Origin of the sequence: Rothia sp. P100 (genome assembly GCF_023712425.1) — a bacterium.
Classification (GTDB): domain Bacteria; phylum Actinomycetota; class Actinomycetes; order Actinomycetales; family Micrococcaceae; genus Rothia; species Rothia endophytica.
Genome location: NZ_JAMAYG010000003.1, coordinates 408,247 through 427,451 on the forward strand (window position 1 = coordinate 408,247; position 19,205 = coordinate 427,451).

20 protein-coding genes are annotated in these 19,205 nt (G+C 54.4%); 18 read left to right on the forward strand and 2 right to left on the reverse strand.

The features are described 5' to 3' along the window. The first annotated feature begins 1 nt into the window (after position 1). The 13 genes from M3668_RS09110 (at position 2) to M3668_RS09170 (ending at position 10,646) form a co-directional block, all read left to right on the forward strand. On the forward strand, positions 2 to 898 hold the full coding sequence (locus tag M3668_RS09110) for a hypothetical protein (RefSeq protein ID WP_251380525.1): 897 nt from the start codon (positions 2 to 4) through the stop codon (positions 896 to 898). 15 nt (positions 899 to 913) lie between these two features. Beyond that, entirely contained in the window at positions 914 to 2,266 is a 1,353-nt protein-coding gene (locus tag M3668_RS09115; protein ID WP_251380526.1) for a sensor histidine kinase, read from the forward strand. Between the two features lie 23 nt (positions 2,267 to 2,289). Further along, on the forward strand, positions 2,290 to 2,982 hold the full coding sequence (locus M3668_RS09120; RefSeq protein WP_251380527.1) for a response regulator: 693 nt from the start codon (positions 2,290 to 2,292) through the stop codon (positions 2,980 to 2,982). A gap of 38 nt (positions 2,983 to 3,020) precedes the next feature. Further along, positions 3,021 to 4,289: a hypothetical protein gene (locus M3668_RS09125; RefSeq protein WP_251380528.1), complete on the forward strand. Its 1,269-nt coding sequence runs from the start codon at positions 3,021 to 3,023 to the stop codon at positions 4,287 to 4,289. A gap of 21 nt (positions 4,290 to 4,310) precedes the next feature. Beyond that, entirely contained in the window at positions 4,311 to 4,664 is a 354-nt protein-coding gene (locus tag M3668_RS09130; RefSeq protein ID WP_251380529.1) for a TM2 domain-containing protein, read from the forward strand. A 195-nt stretch (positions 4,665 to 4,859) separates the two neighbouring features. Then, positions 4,860 to 5,165 (forward strand): 30S ribosomal protein S6, encoded by a 306-nt coding sequence (gene rpsF, locus M3668_RS09135; RefSeq protein WP_251380530.1) that lies wholly within the window; start codon positions 4,860 to 4,862, stop codon positions 5,163 to 5,165. A gap of 113 nt (positions 5,166 to 5,278) precedes the next feature. Further along, a complete protein-coding gene (locus M3668_RS09140; protein WP_251380531.1) occupies positions 5,279 to 5,956 on the forward strand; it encodes a single-stranded DNA-binding protein in 678 nt (225 codons plus the stop codon). Between the two features lie 106 nt (positions 5,957 to 6,062). Further along, complete coding sequence (gene rpsR, locus M3668_RS09145) at positions 6,063 to 6,299, forward strand: 30S ribosomal protein S18 (protein WP_237203746.1); 237 nt, start codon at positions 6,063 to 6,065, stop codon at positions 6,297 to 6,299. Between the two features lie 23 nt (positions 6,300 to 6,322). Continuing rightward, positions 6,323 to 6,772 (forward strand): 50S ribosomal protein L9, encoded by a 450-nt coding sequence (gene rplI / locus M3668_RS09150; RefSeq protein WP_251380532.1) that lies wholly within the window; start codon positions 6,323 to 6,325, stop codon positions 6,770 to 6,772. A gap of 167 nt (positions 6,773 to 6,939) precedes the next feature. Then, positions 6,940 to 7,263 carry a hypothetical protein gene (locus M3668_RS09155; protein ID WP_251380533.1) on the forward strand — a complete coding sequence of 108 codons (324 nt, stop codon included), beginning with the start codon at positions 6,940 to 6,942 and terminating at the stop codon, positions 7,261 to 7,263. Positions 7,264 to 7,545: 282 nt separating this feature from the next. Next, positions 7,546 to 8,847, forward strand: coding sequence for a DUF418 domain-containing protein (locus M3668_RS09160; RefSeq protein WP_251380534.1), 1,302 nt, complete (start codon positions 7,546 to 7,548; stop codon positions 8,845 to 8,847). A 121-nt stretch (positions 8,848 to 8,968) separates the two neighbouring features. Continuing rightward, positions 8,969 to 9,283 carry a DMT family transporter gene (locus M3668_RS09165; protein ID WP_251380535.1) on the forward strand — a complete coding sequence of 105 codons (315 nt, stop codon included), beginning with the start codon at positions 8,969 to 8,971 and terminating at the stop codon, positions 9,281 to 9,283. A gap of 208 nt (positions 9,284 to 9,491) precedes the next feature. After that, complete coding sequence (locus M3668_RS09170; protein WP_251380536.1) at positions 9,492 to 10,646, forward strand: glycerate kinase; 1,155 nt, start codon at positions 9,492 to 9,494, stop codon at positions 10,644 to 10,646. A 62-nt stretch (positions 10,647 to 10,708) separates the two neighbouring features. Here M3668_RS09170 and M3668_RS09175 read toward each other — a convergent pair whose 3' ends face one another. Then, the gene (locus M3668_RS09175; RefSeq protein ID WP_251380537.1) at positions 10,709 to 11,764 is read right to left on the reverse strand and encodes an ABC transporter substrate-binding protein; all 1,056 of its coding nucleotides are present in this window, start codon (positions 11,762 to 11,764) and stop codon (positions 10,709 to 10,711) included. Positions 11,765 to 12,036: 272 nt separating this feature from the next. Here M3668_RS09175 and dnaB point away from each other — a divergent pair, with 272 nt between their 5' ends. The 5 genes from dnaB (at position 12,037) to M3668_RS09200 (ending at position 17,175) form a co-directional block, all read left to right on the forward strand. Continuing rightward, positions 12,037 to 13,401: a replicative DNA helicase gene (gene dnaB / locus M3668_RS09180; RefSeq protein ID WP_251380538.1), complete on the forward strand. Its 1,365-nt coding sequence runs from the start codon at positions 12,037 to 12,039 to the stop codon at positions 13,399 to 13,401. Between the two features lie 236 nt (positions 13,402 to 13,637). Then, the gene (locus M3668_RS11185; RefSeq protein ID WP_353055975.1) at positions 13,638 to 13,775 is read left to right on the forward strand and encodes a DNA alkylation repair protein; all 138 of its coding nucleotides are present in this window, start codon (positions 13,638 to 13,640) and stop codon (positions 13,773 to 13,775) included. 24 nt (positions 13,776 to 13,799) lie between these two features. Then, complete coding sequence (locus M3668_RS09190) at positions 13,800 to 14,663, forward strand: uroporphyrinogen-III synthase (RefSeq protein WP_251380540.1); 864 nt, start codon at positions 13,800 to 13,802, stop codon at positions 14,661 to 14,663. A 255-nt stretch (positions 14,664 to 14,918) separates the two neighbouring features. Beyond that, on the forward strand, positions 14,919 to 16,361 hold the full coding sequence (locus M3668_RS09195) for a sensor histidine kinase (RefSeq protein ID WP_251380541.1): 1,443 nt from the start codon (positions 14,919 to 14,921) through the stop codon (positions 16,359 to 16,361). A 97-nt stretch (positions 16,362 to 16,458) separates the two neighbouring features. Then, complete coding sequence (locus M3668_RS09200; RefSeq protein WP_251380542.1) at positions 16,459 to 17,175, forward strand: response regulator transcription factor; 717 nt, start codon at positions 16,459 to 16,461, stop codon at positions 17,173 to 17,175. A 28-nt stretch (positions 17,176 to 17,203) separates the two neighbouring features. Here the strand turns inward: M3668_RS09200 and M3668_RS09205 are convergent, their stop codons facing one another. Then, positions 17,204 to 18,190, reverse strand: coding sequence for an LLM class flavin-dependent oxidoreductase (locus M3668_RS09205; protein ID WP_251380543.1), 987 nt, complete (start codon positions 18,188 to 18,190; stop codon positions 17,204 to 17,206). Positions 18,191 to 19,205 lie beyond the last annotated feature (1,015 nt).

Sequence of the window (19,205 nt, forward strand, 5' to 3'; positions counted from 1 at the left end):
CATGACTACTGCAACCCTATCGGCAGGAACCCCCCAGGTGTCCGCCCACTTCCCTTCCCACAAGCTCACTTTCTTGGGTGCTGTGCGCGGTGAAGCAATCAAATTCCGCACTCTTGCTACTAACTGGATCATGCTAGCGGTTACTCTGCTCATTATGGTGGGTATGGGAGCTATGTTTGCTGTTGTTATCAACCAGATGTACGAAAGCGCTCTGGCGGCCCAGGAAGCCGTAGCAACAGGTGCAGCCCCTGTCGCCGGCCCGACCGTTGATAACGTCTATAACTACGCTCGTGGGATTGGCGATTCGGGCATGATGTTCGGATCCATGTTGGTGGCCTCTATCGCCGTTGTTTTTATCGGTTCGGAATACGCGAGCCGGCAGATTAACACCACCCTGACGACTGTTCCCCGCCGTACTGCCACCTACCTGGCGAAGCTTCTGGTGGTTTCCTTCTGGACCTTCTTCATCGGCTTTATTTCAGCCGCCCTGAGTTATGGAGTAGCTCAATTGCTCCTCGATAGCCGTATCACCGAGGCCGTGACCGTCAACGGTGATGTCGTGAGTAACTGGGTAGCAGTGGGTCTTTACTGCATGCTCATGAGCTGGATGGGTCTGGGATTCGGCACGCTACTGCGTAACAATGCTGGCGGTATCGTTCTGGTTGTCGTCGTCATGTTCATTCTGAGTATCGCCATGAATATGGTTGCTGGAGCATCTGAAATGATTCAGGACTTCGTTCCCTACCTGCCCATGGCACTGGGGCAGACCTTCACTACTGTAGGGGTTGCTGATGATGCGGCTATCACCAATCTTGAAGCCGGACTCTGGCTCTCGGTGTGGTGCCTGATACCTGCTCTATTGGGGTGGGCGCGGTTGGCGCTGACCGACTCTAAATAAAGGTAGCTTTCAGCAATGAATCACCCAACGGTTGATCAGAGCGTTGCCCTTCGTTCAGAGGGGCAACGCCTCATTGCTATGCGCTGGAGTCGCTTCAGCCGGTGGCGCAAAACCCACCCACGAGGCACCAACTGGTTGCTACTGGTACTGAACCTGATACTCACAGCATTTCTCTTGATTATTAGTGCCATCCCCCAGGAATCTCCTGCCGCTTGGCACGTGACTATACTCTGTCTGAGTAATCTAGCTTTCAGTATCAGTATCTTTTGGCGTAAAAAAATACCGCTGACGCTACTAGTGGTATCCACCTTCACAGAATTTTTATACGGACTAACGGTAAATCTCCACAGTAGTTACGTCCTGACCGGGTTTACTTCCATAATCTTCCTTTACACCCTCGCAGCTGAGTCCAGTCTGCCTAAGACCGTCGCGGGCTACTGTATATCAGTGGTGGCATATGCCCTGGGGAATATCCTCTTTCTTTACACCGATACTTCGTTAGAAGTGCCGTCAACGAGTGTGGATGAAAGCCCGGTAGCAACTGTTATGACGCTGGCCTTGATGGTTGCTTTGGGTCTAGCCTTTAACCTGGTGGTTGTTATGATGGGGCGTTTTGCTCATAAAAATAATGAGTTCGACCGTCAAGTAATCGAGCGTTTCGAACAGACTCAGGTGCTAGCTGCCAGTGAGGAGCGAAACCGTATTGCCCGTGAAATGCACGATGTGGTGGCACATTCTCTCACCGTCATGATTACTCTGGCTGATGGTGCAAGAATCGTTGGGCAACGGGACCGCGCCCGGGCTGAAGAGGTGCTCTTAGAACTTTCGAAGACGGGCCGGTCCGCCCTAGCAGATATGAGACGAACCCTGGGCGTTTTGCGCAATCCTGACGGGCAAGAGCTTAACTTTTTACCGGCCGAAGGTAGATCTGTTGATGCTCGAGAGAACCTTGAAGAGTTGGTGAATTCCTTTGCTGCTACGGGTCTGCCGGTCACCTTTGACTATGAAGGGGAAGAACTGCCCGCCGACAACAACCTGAGACTGAGTGTTTACCGTATCGTGCAGGAGTCCCTCACTAATGCCCTGCGCTACGCCAAAGACGCTTCACTGGTGAGGGTGAGTGTAAGGGTTCACTTGCCGCACATCGAAGTGAGCGTAATCGACAACGGAAGCACTGCCCCTGAAGGTATACCCAACCCCTCGAATAACCTTGGGTCAGGCAAGGGCCTTGCTGGGATACGCGAACGCGCTGCCTTCTACAAAGGTAGTGTGGATGCTGGAAGAAATAATCTAGGAGGGTGGACCACTCGTGTCCGCCTCGTGTGGCAACCGACGGTACCCTCAGCAAGGTTTCCTCATACAGAATAAGAAGCTATAGAAAGACCGTAGACATGTCTGATGCTACAAACCTGCGAGTTCTCCTCGTTGATGATCAGCCGCTCATTCGTCTGGGCTTCCGCCTGGTCTTAGAGGGCGCCGGAATCGATATTGTGGGCGAAGCATCGGATGGCGAGCAGGGTTTAGAATTCGCCCGCCAGCTTCAACCCGATGTTGTGCTGATGGACGTGCGCATGCCGGTCATGAACGGAATTGACGCTACCGGTCACATTTGTCAAAGTACCTCTGCGAAGGTCATTATCTTAACGACCTTCGATATCGATGAGTATGCTTTTGCAGGTTTGCGAGCCGGTGCAAGTGCCTTCTTGCTGAAGGACGCACAACCAGAAGAGCTGGTGAAGGCGGTGCGCTCTGTGGTTAAGGGGGATTCGATTGTGGCCCCTCGTATGACAGCTCGACTGATCGAAGAATATACCAAGACCAAAAAGGTCGATGGTTATATACCTAATCCGTTATATTCAAAAGAAGTGGCTTTGCTGACCCCACGAGAAAAAGATACCGTGCTTGCCATTGCTTGCGGTTTATCCAATACGGAGATCGCTCAGAAGTTCTTTGTCTCTGAAGCAACGGTAAAGAGTCATGTCAGCTCCATCCTTTCTAAACTAAACCTAAGAGACCGTGTTCAGGTAGCTGTCTTTGCCTACGAGTCCGGCCTGGTTCAGCCAGGCGGTAATAGCTCCGCTTAAAAACCGTAGGGCTAGGTATCTTCCCTTACGATAGATTCATGGGGCAAAAAAAGAAGGACAGCGTGCAGTGGTTAGCCCGCGCTGTGAAGCGTTCACGCTCGCCCCACGTGAGGGAACCCTTAACCACCTCTCTGGGGTTGATAACCAAGATTCCCGGCCATGTGGGGGAACTTTCCGGCAGAGCCGCTGGGGTTCTCACCAAGCAGGACTCTCGTAGCATCCGGCGCAGACTCACCATTACTGTTGTTCTCCTCTCTTTGTGTGCAGCGTTTGTTGCGGCCGTGGGCAACTATTACTCTCTGCCACATACTCCCGAGGACACTGCCGAGCGGTACCTCTCAGCCTTAAAAGAGGGCAACTATGTTTCTGGACTAGACCGCTCAGCCTATAGCTCCTTTGATCACACCTACCTTTCTAACTCAGCCTATTCCGCTGCTAAAGGACGCATTGAAGATTTCACTCTTTTAGGGTCTACCTCTACCGGCGGTGAGTATGCCACGGTGTACGCGGAAGTCTCTGTTGACGGGCAGCAACAAGATCTTTCTCTACCGCTAAAATTAGCTACTCGTACCGGCCCCTTCAACGATCTGTGGGAATTCTCTGCCCCCACCTACAAAGCTCTTACCCTCCAGGCACCGGTTGCGCTCAATAACCTGGATATCAACCAAACCTCGGTGAGTTTGCCAGCTAGCCGCCGGCTAAAATCTGAAACTGGGTTTCAGTGGAATATTCCCTTACCCCCGGGTGACTACTCCTTTAGCCTTCCGGATAACTCTTACTACAGGCTCGTTAACCCGCCAACTATTACCGCCCCATTGCCCGGGCACAGTTCTAATCTTCAACCGCTGGACCTTGTTCTGAGGCCATCTCCTCGCATGTGGGAAGAAACCAATACGATCATTGAATCGTGGTTGGAGCGCTGCGAAAGTGCTCGGCGGTTGAACGTTGAAAGTTGCCCCACCAGTGAAACGTACGGTAGTGATAGCACCGCTACCATCACTGATGTCCAGTGGAGACTAATTGATCGCCCCGTCTTTTTTCTGGTGCAGGACGACCAGCGCGCAGACACCTGGCGAGCTAGCCGCTACAGGCCGGCAACCTTTGAAGTCACCTACCTGGCTGATGGTAAAGCCCAGCGAGAAACCATCAATTTTTACATCAGTGCTGAGGTAGTCTCGAATGGAAGCCACGCTGACATTAGCGTTGGTCTGGGCGGTAGCGAAGAGAGCGAAGCTGCCCTGCTGCAAGCTATCACCAGTGAAGATGCCGCTAAATCTACCCTTCAGAAATACGCCGAAACTCTCTAGGCACAACTAAGGCAGGAGCCCATGACCGGTCAACCCGAACACTACCGCCCCACCCCTCTCAATAATGGAGGTCGTGCGCAGAGCTTTGCCCAAGGCCAGCCGGTATATATCGTTCAGGCTAAGTCGGCGGTGGTTGCCTACCTTTTGCTGATTTTCTTCTGGTGGCTGGGTGCCCACAAGTTCTACCTGCGCCAGCCTTTTATGGGTATCACCTACATTGTGCTCAACCTAGTCGCCGGCGGACTCTTTGCTCTGCTTCCGGTTATTTTCTGGATAGCCTACGTGCCAATTGTGTTGATGTTTATCTGGGATCTCTTCACCATGCCCATCCGTATTGGTTTCATCAACTCACTGGCAAGTCAGCACAACTACTAAACCCTCCGCATGTTGCGGTAAAGGTGCTGTGAGCTACACCCAAAAAACTGTGCCACACCTGCCCAAAAGCCGCGCGCTCCTGTAAGGTTAAGCGAGTCTGTGCCGCACTCGGCCAATCCCCGTTTGCGCCAGGCCGTACGTAATCTCCTGCTATGGAAATCCCATAGCCGCTTAGCCCAAAGGAGGGGTTCAATCATGCGTGCATACGAACTGATGGTTATCCTCAACCCTGAGGTAGAGGACAAGGCTGTAGAGCCCACCCTCTCCAAGTTCCTTGAAATCATTACCAAGGACAACGGCACCGTTGACAATATGGACATCTGGGGCCGCCGCCGTCTGGCATACGAAATCCAGAAGAAGGCTGAAGGCATCTACGCAGTAGTTAACTTCACCGCAACTCCCGAGACTGCAGCAGAGCTGGACCGCGTTCTTAACCTGAACGAATCCGTTATGCGCACCAAGATCATCCGCCCGGAAGATCAGAAGGTCTCAGCCAAGTAAGTCTCTTACCTTTCTGAAATTTTTACGGGTAGGTCACTAAAATGTCAGACCCCCGTGTAATACTCAGAAGCACGACACTTATTTGAACAAAATCTTACGACTGGAGGCATCACATGGCTGGCGATACCGTCATTACCGTTATCGGTAACCTGACCGGCGATCCTGAGCTACGCTTCACCCCTAACGGGGCAGCGGTAGCTAACTTCACGATCGCATCGACTCCCCGCAACTTCGACCGCGCATCGGGCGAGTGGAAAGAGGGCGAAACCCTCTTTTTGCGCGCTTCAGTGTGGCGTGAAGCTGCAGAGAACGTCGCCGAGACCCTCAAGAAGGGCATGCGCGTTATTGCGCAGGGCCGTTTGAAGTCTCGCTCGTACGAAACTAAAGAAGGCGAACGCCGTACCAGCATGGAGCTTGAGATCGAAGAAATCGGTCCCTCACTCCGCTTCGCGTCAGCCAACGTCAACCGCAATCAGCGCAACTCCGGGGGTAACTTCGGTGGCGGTGCTGGCGGTTTTGGCGGCGGATCTGACTTTAACCAGGGCGGCGGCTTCAGCGCTGGCGCTCAGGGCGGATTCTCTGGCGGCAACGGCTACTCCAATGCTGGCTACGGCCAGCAGCAGGGCGGTCAGGGTGGCTACGGCGCACCTGCTCAACAGCAGCAGAATGCACCGCAGGCAGCTCCTGCCGCCGCACCGCAGTCACCGGCACCTCAGGCTGATCCCTGGGGCGCCCAGTCCGGCGGTAACTACGACTGGGGTAGCGGCGCTGACGACGAGCCGCCCTTCTAAACTCAGCGTTTAGAAGAACGCTCCTAGCGTCCCCTTCACACCAAGAAAATTTATCCACCATCCCGCGGCTCATCCCGCGGGCTCCCAACCAAGAAGGAGCACCACGATGGCTAAGGCTGAACTCCGTAAGCCCAAACCCAAGCAGAACCCGCTCAAGGCTGCAGACGTCACCGTAATCGATTACAAGGACGTCGCACTTCTGCGTAAGTTCATCTCTGATCGCGGCAAGATCCGTGCTCGTCGCGTTACTGGCGTAACCGTTCAGGAACAGCGCAAGATTGCTCTGGCAATCAAGAACGCGCGCGAAGTTGCACTGCTGCCCTACTCCGGCTCAGGCCGCTAAGAAGAGAAGGAAAGTAGAAGAACATGGCTAAAATCATTCTTACTCAGGAAGTCACCGGTCTCGGTGCTGCTGGCGATGTCGTTACCGTAAAGAACGGTTACGCCCGTAACTACCTGCTGCCCCGCGGCTTCGCGGTTACCTGGACTGTTGGTGGCGAGCGTCAGGTTGAGTCAATCCGTGCAGCTCGTGCAGCACGCGTAAAGGCTAACCTTGAGGACGCAAAGGCAACTGCTGCAGCTCTTGCTGGCAAGCACGTTGTTGTCTCCCACAAGGCTGGCGCTGACGGCCGTCTCTTCGGCGCCGTCAAGGCTGAGCACGTTGCTGACGCTATTGCAGCAGCTGGCGCAGGTGATGTTGACAAGCGCACCATCAATCTCGGTTCCGCTATTAAGCGCACCGGCTCATACACCGTCACCGTGCGTCTGCACGAAGACGTTGTTGCCAACGTTGAACTGGACGTTGTAGCTGCGTAATTACTCTATGAGTAGTTACTAGGTTTCACGCTTAGGCTTCAGAAGACACCCCGGCACCCTTGATGGGAGCCGGGGTGTTTTGTTTTTCTCTGCGCTCTTTTTCGAGACAGCTTATCTACTGAGGGTGAGATTGGGTGTTTTGAGTTGAGTTTGGCATGCTAGAGGGTATGCCTTCTTCTACCAAAGTTGCTCCTAGATTACGCAAAGCGCCGAGCACCCAGATGTTGATTGCTGCTGCGGTGACTGAAGGGGTTGCTGTTCTTAGCTTGGTTTTAGCGTTTACTGTCAATGTTGGTTCGCCGTCCACGGTGTTAGCCACTTTCTTGGGATTTATGATTCTTAGCGTGCTGGCAGCAACCCTGGCGTTTACTCTGGCCCTCACGGGACTTATCCGGTATTCACGGTACAGTAGCTGGTTTCTTGCCGTGCTGGTGGTCTCTCTGCTGGCTAATCCGGTGCTGTGGTTCTTTCTGATAGGTACTTTCTTCTAATAAACCCTCTTAAAATACTCAGCTTCTTATCAGCTAACTCCAAAGCAAGTATAAGCATAAGCTTGTTAAATAGACGTAGTGGTTCGAAAGAATCAAGAAGCGAATGTGTGTGCTTCAGTAACAGGTAATGCTGAACCTGTGGACAAGAGCGGTGAGACCGGTATGGGGGTCTCACCGCTCTTATTTTTTTTAATACCCCCTTCCTAGTTCCCTCTGGTGGGGGAGGTCTTCCTCTGTGGCAGCACCATAGACTGGGGGTAATTTCTATGAAAGGAACCAGCCATGCACACCGGGGAAGACCAGACGTGCGCTCTACCCTCAGCACAAACTTCGTCACCATCAGCGGCTTCAGCGAGTCAGCGGCGCATGGTGGTGCCTGATATCGCTCGTGGTGTCATGCTCTGGGGCATTGCAATAGCAAATGTTGCCACTGCGTGGGTCGTTACCGGCGGGGGTCAAATGACTACTACTGGGCGCGTCGTTAATGGCAGCTGGTGGGACGCCCTGGCCATCATGTTCACCACCTCCTTTGTTCACTCCCGCGGCTTCCCGATGTTTGCCACTCTGCTGGGGTTTGGCCTGGGAATCATTGCGATGAGTCTTTATCGGCGAGGTTATCCGCTGGGTGCTGCCCGCGGTCTGCTGGCGCGACGTTACGGTTTGCTGTCTGTCTTTGGTATTCTGCACGCTGTCTTTCTCTTCTGGGGCGACATTATGGTTGCCTATGGCTTGATGGGGCTTGTTCTCATTACCCTGATTGCCGTACGTACCAAAATCCTGCTGTGGATAGCCGGATCTATGTTCACACTGACCTGTTTGATGGGCGTGGTGGGGTCACTGTTCATGACCTCAGTTTTAGGGAGTGACTGGCTCTCAACGTCAGCGGATGCAGAACTGCTCCTGGGGTCTTCTGAAACCTACGGTAGGGTCATGCTCACCGGTCTGCTCATGATGCTGATGAATCTACTGGGTTTCCCGGTGCAAGCTTTTATGCTCTTACCCTTAGTCATTATTGGTTTTGTGGCTGCGCGTGAGGGTGTCCTGGCTGATCCTGCACGCTATAGGAAAGTGCTGGTCTGGACGGCTACTTTTGGGGCAGTGGTTGCTGTGGGCACGGGCGTCCCAGCGGGCCTTGAAGCAATTGGTGTGCTGGATACCGGTATCTTTGCGGTGCTGACCATGACTCTGGGTACGGCTGCTGGCCCCGGCTTTATCGCTCTTCTTACCCTGTTGCTAAACGGTGCACAGCAGAAAGCGGACGCCGGGCAAAAACTCTCAGCTCCACTGTGGGCGCTATCTGCTCTGGGGCGTCGTTCGATGACTGGCTATGTGCTGCAGTCCGTTATCTTCTTAATCGTTTTTGCTCCCTTTGCCCTGGGGCTCTTCGCACCTGCGGGTGCCGGCCTACTCTTGCTGGTGGGTACCGGCGGCTGGCTACTGACCCTCGGCTTTGCTTGCCTGCTTGAAGCAATAGGCAAGAAGGGGCCCTTTGAGGCGGTTCACCGCCGACTATCTTATGGCAAGAAGGGGCTGGTTCGTCAGTGGGTACCTCAGTACCCTTCAGCGCCCTCGTCTTCTCTCTAGATAAAGGCTTGCTAGACTGAATGAGCCTGGACGAGGGAGCCGTACCCGGTCTGCCACCGCTACTGAGCTGGCAGTAAAGCACGACGGCCACTCACCTTTCTTATTACTGTAAGGAGTAGCCGTGCACTGGCTCATTCTCGTCATTTCTGGTCTTTTTGAAGCGGTATGGGCAACTGCCCTGGGGAAATCTGAGGGCCTTACACGCCTCACACCTTCCCTGGTTTTTGTGGTGGGGCTGGTGCTCAGCATGCTGGGTCTTGCCTACGCAATGCGGGAGCTATCTACAGGCACCGCCTATGCAGTGTGGGTGGGAATTGGGGCCACAGTAACCGTTTTCTACGCTATGGCAACGGGGACTGAACCGGTTTCTCTTGCCAAGATGCTCTTTTTGCTGATGATCATTTCGGGCATTGTGGGGCTGAAACTGGTTTCCTAGCTTCTGCACAGGTGGATTTATGCTGGCTCACAAACACCCCTGCCATACTTGAGGTACAAGGTTCGAGAGAGCTTCAAGAAACGTAGGTTTCTTGCATGAGTGTCCTTTCATGTGTATGTGTGTGTAATAGAAAACGCCTTGCCGGCAGTACAGCTGGCAGGGCGTTTTCTCATTAACCTATGGCTGGTGAGCGGGCATAATGAGGTGCATGGATGTTCTAATAGCAGTCGATAAATTCAAGGGAACCCTCAGCGGCAAGGATCTCGCAGAAACTCTAGCTGCCGGGATAAGGCGGATTGATAGGTCGCTGAACCCGGTCATCTGCCCTATCGCCGACGGTGGGGACGGGACGGTAGACGCTGCTCTTGCTGCCGGGTACACCGAGGTGACGTGCCAGGTGACCGGCCCTCTCCCGTCCATTGAGGGCCTAGCTCAGGTTGAGGCTCGGTATGCCTTTGATGAAGAAACATTGACCGCAGTAATAGAAATCGCTGAAGCTGCGGGTATTTGGCGTCTACGTCAGCACCAGCTGGACACATGGAATGCCACGTCTTACGGGGCTGGCGAACTGGTGCGTCACGCCCTGGAAATTGGCGCTAAAACCCTGGTTATTGGTGTGGGAGGGTCTGCCACTACCGATGGCGGTGCTGGTCTCATGCAGGCATTGGGTGCCTCTTTGAGGGATGCTGACGGGCAGGAGCTTACCCCTGGCGGTGGCGCTCTTGCGTCTCTGGATGTCCTGGATTTTTCCGGTCTTGGCGCACGGTTAGATGAGGTTCAAATCTTTGTCGCCTGTGATGTCACCAACCCCCTGACTGGCAGCAATGGAGCTGCCTCAGTCTATGGGCCCCAGAAGGGTGCCAGTGAAGAACAGGTAAACCTGCTCGACCAAAATTTACAAAAACTAGCTATATCAGTTGAGCAAGAGCTTAATGTTTCACGTGGAACTTATGCAGATGCACGCGGCGCGGGCGCTGCCGGTGGGCTGGGCTTTGCCTGCCTATCGGTGCTGGGTGCTACCATGCGCCCCGGCACAGAGGTCTGTTTCGAACTCACTGGGTTTACCCAAAAATTACCTGCAGCAGACATCGTCATTACCGGGGAGGGTAAGCTGGATACTCAAACTTTGCAGGGAAAAGGCCCCGCGGGGGTGGCACGGGAGGCTAAGGAACAGGGGAAAACGGTGCTTGCCGTCTGTGGGCTTAACGAGCTAGAAGAGGACGCCTGGAGGCAGGCGGGCTTTGATGACGTCTATTCGGTGGTGGGTGCCGGAGCCAGCCTCGAAGAATCCTTGGCTGATCCGCGCCGTTTTGTGGAGCAACTGGGTGAGGCAATCGCCAGAGACTACCTCACCGGTCGCTAAGAAATGGGCGCTATTTGTGGCATTGGTGCACCCTGCCCCCGATGCAGGTGTGAACGCCGTTCTTAGGCGGCGCGGGTGTGTGCCACTGCGTCAGCTAGATTTTCCAAAAGAGTAGTTTCTTCAAGAATCCAGGCGACCGAGAGCGGGGAGGCTGCCGAGAGAGCAAGCCCCGGGTGCTTGTCATCTTCAAAAATCACCGCGTCATTCTTGAGAGCTGGCATCTGAGCAAAGAGCTTGTTCTCGCGCACTGCTGCTTCTTCATCGGAAGAATTAGTCCAAGCCCATAGGGCATCGCACTCTACGGTATCGAGTACCTCAGAAGAAATGTTCAAGAAAACGGATTCTGCCCCGGTCTCATGTTCCACAATGTAGGGTGCATTAACCATACCCAGCGATTTAAAGAACTGAGGGCGGGAATCCTTGGAGGTATAAGCGCCAAAGGTGTTCTGCTCCGCGTCAAAGTAACCTGCCATGAAGCTAGCTCCCTTGATGGTAGGGAAGTCTTCGACCTTCTGCGCTATCAGCTTTTCGGTATCCTTGATGACTTGAGTGGCATCGTCCTCACGGCGTAGCATGGCACCCGCCATTTCAAGACACTGCTGCCAGCTGGTTTCATAAGCACCTACTCCCTCGGGGGCGGGGACCACCGGGGCAATTGCGGCCAGCTTGTCATAAACCTCCTGGGAAGTATCGCCGTAGGGCACAAAAATGGCGTCTGGATCAAGCTTTGCCAGCTCTTCATAGTTGGGTCCATCGGTTTCTGAGTAGCGGGTGATGTCATCAAGGTTTCCACCCAGCTCAGATAACTTGGCGTCGAACCAATCCGTGGAATCATTACTGTTCTGACCCCAGCTCACCAGCGGAACACCCGCCGGAATGATCCCCAGAGCCAGCAGGACGTCGGGGTTCTTCCAGGGTTGCACCACGGCAATGCGCTGAGGAACCTGCTTGAAGGTTGTGCTGCCGAAGGCATGCTTGACAGTGTATTCACCACCGGTATCTGCAGACGGTGCGGTGGAACTCGCCGAATCACCTGATCCGGTGGAACAGGCTGAGAGCAGGCCAGCGGTGGCAGTAGCTAGTGAGAGCTGCAAAAAGCGAGCGCGTGAAATTTTCATCGGTTCTCCTGATGTATAAGGTTTACCTAACCTAGAAGAAACTATAACCTAATTTCTTTAGGAAAGATGCATTTGATGCCCTCCCTGATTTGGCTGCCTCGTCGACGCGATGATCTGGGCTTTGCTGATACTCACCCTGGTGCAAATAACCGGCATCCTTTGGCGGAAAAAGGGGTTAAAAGCGCACCCTTTATACCTTTTTGGGTAGAGAACTTTCGCGGGCCAGGTGAGATGATAGAGGTTCATCAAAGATCATTTATAAGGGGTTTGCCGTGTCTGAAAGCCAGTCTGAGTTTGTTCGTACTCCACCGCACGATGACACCGCCGAACAGTCGGTGCTGGGCGGCATGATGCTGTCTAAGGACGCTATCGCTGACGTTGTTGAGGTCATTGGTGGCGGTGCTGATTTTTATAAACCTGCCCACGAGGGTATCTATGAGGCCATTATTCACCTCTACGGGCACGGTGAACCGGCTGATGCAATCACGGTTGCCGATGAGCTGACCAAACGCGGTGAGCTGAACCGGGTGGGTGGTGCAGCCTATCTGCACAGCCTGATTGCTAGCGTCCCTACAGCCGCTAACGCTGGTTTTTATGCTGAAATTGTTGCCGAGCGCGCCATGCTGCGCCGCCTAGTGGAGGCTGGCACTAAGATTGTGCAGATTGGCTACAGTGGTGACGGTGAAGCTGAGGACCTGGTCAACCGGGCACAGGCTGAGATTTACGGTGTCTCGAGCAATAACACCAAAGAAGATTATGTGGTGCTGTCTGAGGCGATGAACTCGACTGTCGATGAGATTGAAGCTAACGGTTCTCGTGCCGGTGGCATCCACGGTGTACCAACCGGTTTCATTGAATTTGATGAGCTCACCGCCGGTCTGCAGGCGGGCCAGATGATTGTAATTGCGGCGCGCCCGGCCATGGGTAAATCCACATTCGCATTAGATATCGCCAGGTCAGCGGCTATTAAGCACAATATGACCACTGTTTTCTTCTCCCTGGAAATGGGCCGCAATGAGATTGCGATGAAGATTCTTTCTGCTGAGGCGGGCATCAACCTATCCGATTTGCGGAAGGGCAAGCTGGACGATGACCAGTGGGCAAAAATTGCTACGGCTATGGGCAAAATGGATAGCGCCCCGCTCTTTATCGACGATTCACCCAACATGACTCTCATGGAAATTCGCGCTAAGGCCCGCCGCCTGAAGCAGAAGAATAACCTCAAGCTGATTGTGCTGGACTATCTGCAGCTGATGAGCTCGGGTAAGAAGGTCGAATCACGTCAGCAGGAAGTCTCGGAGTTCTCCCGTGCCCTGAAGCTGATGGCTAAGGAGCTTGAGGTGCCGGTCATTGCCCTGTCCCAGCTCAACCGTGGCTCAGAACAGCGCACGGACAAGAAACCGCAGGTTTCAGATCTTCGCGAAAGTGGATCCATAGAGCAAGATGCGGATATGGTGATCCTTCTGCACCGTGAGGACTACTACGAGAAAGAGTCCACGCGTGCAGGTGAGGCTGACGTGATTGTGGCTAAGCACCGTAACGGCCCCACTAAGACCATCGCGGTTGCCTTCCAGGGCCACTACTCGCGCTTTGCCAACATGGTGCACGATTCCTACGGAGGTTCGGAGAGTTTCTAACCCTGACCACCGTCACCGCCGGACGCCCGCTGTTAACTTCACTGCGGGCGTCCTGCTTTCTATCTGCCTCTAACGACCACTCGAAAGACCACCCTCACAAACTTCACTGACCACGTCCAGGTTTTTGAGCAAGCCGCTGCTCAGATGCGGGTGCAGAACCCCGACCAGGCACCGTCCTGCTTGAAGAAATCCTCATCAAGAACTTCGGTTCCACAGAGTTCTTCATTAACAAAGCGATCGGTGGGGCGTTGCGCCAGCACTCCATAACAGACCCTGTTTGGGTAGCTAACTTCATCACCCGTCACAGCCAGCATATGGTCCCTCTGAGCATCCGTGAGGGCGCTAAACGACTGCCTAAAAGTCTCAAAAGATAAGGGTGTGGGCGGTACGGTAGGGATATGAGCACTTTTGATCCTGTAACACCCCAGACCGAAACTACTGGCGTACTCACTGGTAAAACTATCGGTATTACTGCCTCCCGCAAGGCTGAAGAGCAAGCTGCCGCTTTTGAGCGTAGCGGGGCGCAGGTTCTGCTGGCTCCTACCGTGCGGATCGTGCCGGTCGAGGACGACGCTGCCCTTCTAGAGATAACTGAACAGGTTATTGCCAACCCACCCCAGGTCCTCCTGGTCACCACCGGTTACGGGCTGAACGGTTGGCTGGAGGCAGCGCGTGCTCGCGGACGTGAGGCAGATCTTTTGGCGGCTTTAGAAGGTGCTGAAATTTTGGTGCGCGGCGCTAAAGGTAGAGGAGCGGTGCGTGCCCTGGGCTGGCAGGACGCCGGCATGGCAGCAGAGGAACGCACCTCGGCGCTGGTGGATTTGGCGTTAGAGCGCGGTGTCACCGGCAAACATCTAGTGATTCAGCAGCACGGTTCCCCAGACACCGCGCAGGAAGACCGCCTGGTTCGGGCGGGTGCCACGGTGACTGCGGCGGTGCCCCACCGGTGGGAAGCCCCTGAAGAACCGCAGCGGGTTCAGCAACTTCTTGATGAAACTCTTGCCGGGCGGGTGGACGCCATTACTTTTACTGCCGCCCCGGCGGTAGTTGCTCTTTTTGATGCTGCCCGCGCCGCCGGCGTCCTAGAAGCTCTGGTGCAGAAGTTTAAGACCTCGGTGATTGCGGCCTCTGTGGGTCCGGTGACTTCTGAGCCGCTAGAAGCTGAGGGGATTACTCCGCTGGCCCCCGAACGCTACCGACTGGGTGCCCTGATTAAAGAACTCACCGGCGCGCTCTCTGCGCCGGGCACTCAGCACGAGTAGGGGTAACTGCGCCTTTCTATTGATGGTGCGCATCTTTGGGGTGCGTGTGCTCAACGGCTGAAACGGTTTTGATGCGGTCACCATTATTATGTTGGGCGCGGTTGCTGGCCGTGTGGTCATCGGAGATCCACCCTTGCCGCTGACGGGGTGGGGGGCGTCGACCGGGTGCAAAGGTAGAGCTAGGTCTACCCAGCGGTTGCTAAGAGTAGAGCCCGCCCCACTGTGCAACTGCCCGCTGGGCGAAAGAATAGAAGCATGACAACCGAACACACCTTTACATCCCCATCACCTACTCCTTCAGACCCCACCCCTGCAGACACCGCCGCTCATCTCCCGAGCACCGGCCAAGCAACGGGCGATACGGCGTCTACGCCGCAGCACCTCAACAGCATCTGGCGTCGCCTCGCCAACCCTCTCTATATTTTCAGTACTACACCATGGACAGCGCTCGCTGTGCTCGTGGTTCAGGGGCTGATTGCCACGGCTTTCATTACTGTTACAGCCAGCATTATCGGCGTCCTGGCACTTCCCCTCATCGCTATCGGCTTTGGCTACTATGAGCGCTGGCGTCTGAAAGCAACCGGTTTTGGGCTTATACCCAACGGCCATGTGAACTTCCCCGATAACAGGGGTTTCGATCAGCTGCTCTTCCGCTACAAGGAGGTTGCTACTTGGCGGGAGGTTGGCTCGCTACTCATCACCACTTTGTGGGGTAGTGTCGCCGGTGTTTTGGTGACCTTGCAGGTGGCGGCCATTGGTTCTCTGGCGTGGCTGGGTTACCTCATTGGTCAGGCGCAGCAGGTCTATCGTCCTTCTGAAGGGGTTAACATCTTTGACTTTTTCGTTGCGACATCTACTTCTCCTGAGGTGATGGTCTCTAACGGCTATTCACTGATCGACCCGGCCCTCTGGTGGGTTCCAGTGGCGGCTATCCCCTTTGCTCTTGTTCTTTTCGCTTACCTTAACGGTGTACTAGCGGCTAGCGGTGCCAGCCTATCCAAGCTGGTTCTCTCTCCTCGTCCTGAGGAATTCGAGCGTCAGACTGCCAAACTGGCGGAGTCCCGTACCAAGATTGTCGATGCTTTTGAGGGAGAACGCCGCCGCATTGAACGTAACTTGCACGACGGCGTGCAGCAGGAGCTGGTCAACCTTAACCTACGCCTGGGTCTGGCGGAACTAGAGGCGAAGAATCTAGCTGCTGAAACCAAAAGCGAAAGAGCTGATGCGGTACACGGGCATATCGTGCAGGCTCGCACTCAGCTATCCCACGCTCAGACCACCCTGCGTGACACGGTCCGCGGTATTTACCCGGCTGTCCTTGAAGACCACGGCCTACGTGCAGCTTTAGAGGAGCTGACCCGACACAGCGTCCTGCCCCTGCATCTGGTCTATGATGCTCCCGCTCGTCTGCCCCGCGACATTGAGCGCACCGCCTACTACACAGTCAATGAAGCGCTGACCAATACGGTTAAGCATGCTGTTGCTTCCCGTCTAGTGGTCACTGTGCACCAGTCCGGTGATTCACTGGTCGTGATTTCTGAGGACGATGGCCGCGGTGGAGCTACCCCAGATGCTGGCACTGGTCTATCCGGTCTAACGGAGCGTGCAGCTGCAATCGGCGGTACGGTGCAGGTGACCTCACCGGTAGAAGGTGGCACCCGCATCACTCTGGTGCTTCCCCTACTGGTTCAATCCTAAATCCCTCAAACCCCTTACAGGTGGTGTTTCGTATGAAGCGCCACCTGCTCGGGCATGTAAAACTCGTTCTAAGACCGCCTACCGAAGGGCCCCAGCTATGCGTATCATCCTTGCCGAAGACTCCACCCTCTTGCGGGAGGGGCTGAAGATGGTCTTGGGCGCTCTAGGGCACACTGTAGTTGCTGAAGTAGCAGATGCTCCCGCGCTCCTTGCAGCCGTCACTGCTGCAGCATCGCAGTCGCCCTCTGCCCCGGCGGTAGATGCGGTTATTACCGATGTGCGCATGCCACCTACCCATACTTCAGACGGTTTGAAGGCCGCTTTACAGCTCCGAGAGATCTATCCGGAGCTCCCCATCCTGGTGCTCTCGCAGTACATCACCACCGCTTACGCCCGAGAGCTTTTTGCCAGCGGAGCTGCTGGTCTGGGGTACCTCCTCAAGGACAGGGTGGGGGATATTGAGGAGTTCGCTGCCGCCTTGGAGGCAATAGCTACCGGCGGCACTGTTATTGACCCGGACGTTGTGCAGCACCTACTAGGTGGGGGCACCTCTAATCTAGGTTTGGCTGCTTCTGAAGCTGACAAGCCCACAGCAGGGCACGGTGGCGGTGCGCTCGCAGCCCTTTCACCGCGCGAGCTAGAGATTCTCAGGTTAATGGCGCAGGGCTGTTCTAACGCTGAGATTGAAGCTGCCCTTTTCATTTCCCCGGCAACGGTGGCTAAGCACGTGGGGAATATCTTCGACAAGCTAGGGCTACCAGCTGATACCGGTAACCGGCGGGTGCGTGCTGTCTTGGCTTTTTTGAGGGGCTAGCTATATCTAAGGGGTTGATACCTGAGGTTTATGACCGGTGAATCATTGCCTCAGCAAGAATTTCCAGCCCACGGTGGGCCTGCTCCGTGCTGGGGGAGAGATTTGAAATCATGATTTCGTCTGCCTGCACCATGCCTGCAAAGCGGGTGAGGTAGTCACGAACATCCTCAGCGGTACCCAGGGCGGTGTAGCGTAGCATCTCTAGAATTTGCTGTCCCTGGGCTGAATGCACCAGTAGATCGAGCTGGGCATCTGTCATTTCTTGGTCGCCACGGTTCATCATGGCTTTCACGCGTTGGCGGTGAGATTCCACCTGCTGCTCTTTAGCCTCGTTCATGCTGTCAGCGGCAATGACGTTAGCTGCCGCGATGACGTAGGGTTCATCCAACTGTTCTGAGGGTTGGAAGCGGTCACGGTAGACCCTGATAGCAGCTTCTAGGTGCGTGGGGGCAAAGTGGGAGGCAAAGGCATAGGGCAGACCTAGCGCTGCAGCAAGGGATGCCCCAAAGAGGGAGGACCCCAGAATGTAGAGGGGTACATTGGTGCCGTTTCCGGGAGTTGCGTGGACACCGGGGATTTGGGTGTTGCCAGTCAGGTAGCCCTGAAGTTCTTTGACGTCCTGAGGGAAGCGCTCAGCATCATTGGGGCTACGGCGCAGAGCTTGTAAGGTGCGCATATCGGTGCCGGGTGCGCGGCCAAGCCCCAGGTCGATACGCTCGGGGTACATTTCAGCGAGGGTACCGAACTGTTCAGCGATAGTAAGAGGTGCATGGTTGGGTAGCATGATGCCGCCTGCTCCCAGGCGGATTGTTGAAGTATGAGCACCTACGTGGGCAATCAGAACGGCAGGTGCTGAGGACGCAATGGTTTTCATGTTGTGGTGCTCTGCGTACCAGATTCGTTCGTAGCCCAGCTTCTCTGCCAGCTGCGCCATGTCTACAGATCTCTTAAAGCTATCTGCCGGGCGCTCCCCGGGAAAGATTGAGGCGAAGTCTAATAACGATAGGACGGTCATGGCGGTGCTCCTTATAAGGTACTGGGATATATGTCTTTGTAACGCTGGTGTGGGCCCTAACATTCCTGGGAGCTAAAGAGTGTGCAGTTCTTTGGGGGGCTCTGGGTGGAAATTAGATGGTTTTTGGGGGCTTAGCGGGAGGAAACTAGGGTGATAGGGTGAAATTTTGAAGAAATTATTATGTACTGGGTCATAGACTTAAGCCATAGACCCACCCCACACCAACTCTCTGACCAGTGCAAACGTAGACCACTCCCAGCCCAAGGGCACTCAAAACCACCCCTTGGCAGCCCTTCGCGAGGCAAAAAGGCTCTTTTTCGAGTTGCGCCCCTGTTTGAACCTGCGTAAAGTATTACCAGTCGCCGCGGCACAGGGATAAAAACCTGAAGGCCACGGAAGGACAAAACGCCTAATCACATAGTGTTTCCCACTGCTTGAAGAAGAAGAATCTTCGCAGTCACCGAGAAGATCATCTACTGATCATTTGAAGGACAAGCGAAAATCTAAACAACAAACGGTGTGGTCGGCATCACGCTAAAACGAGTTGCCAACCAAAAAGAAACACGATAGACTAGACGAGTTGCCCAAACAAAAGGGTAACAACAAAACACCATTTGATGACTGATCACAAAACAGTTCATGAACACGCTTCGTGTGTGAATATGATGTGATGCGGTTTGTTGTTTGAAAACTCAATAACGCACTAAAGAACAAATAATGATTCTTTCGTCCAAACTAACACTAAAGTTCAACACATTTGTTGGACCGTTGGTTTTGGATTTGAACTGATACCAAATAATTAATACAAAGTCGTTCAACCTTCACTTCACGGTGGTGGTAGAGCGCGAATTTGATAATCAGATGGTTTCAGATTGACAGTTTGAGTCGCCACATTTTGCTCCTATTAAGCACAGGAGGAGGATCACCCCGTGATCCTTTGGTGGCTCGTTTCAATGAGATACAGAAAATTATCAAGCTACTCGATTAAAGAGATTTTTAACGGAGAGTTTGATTC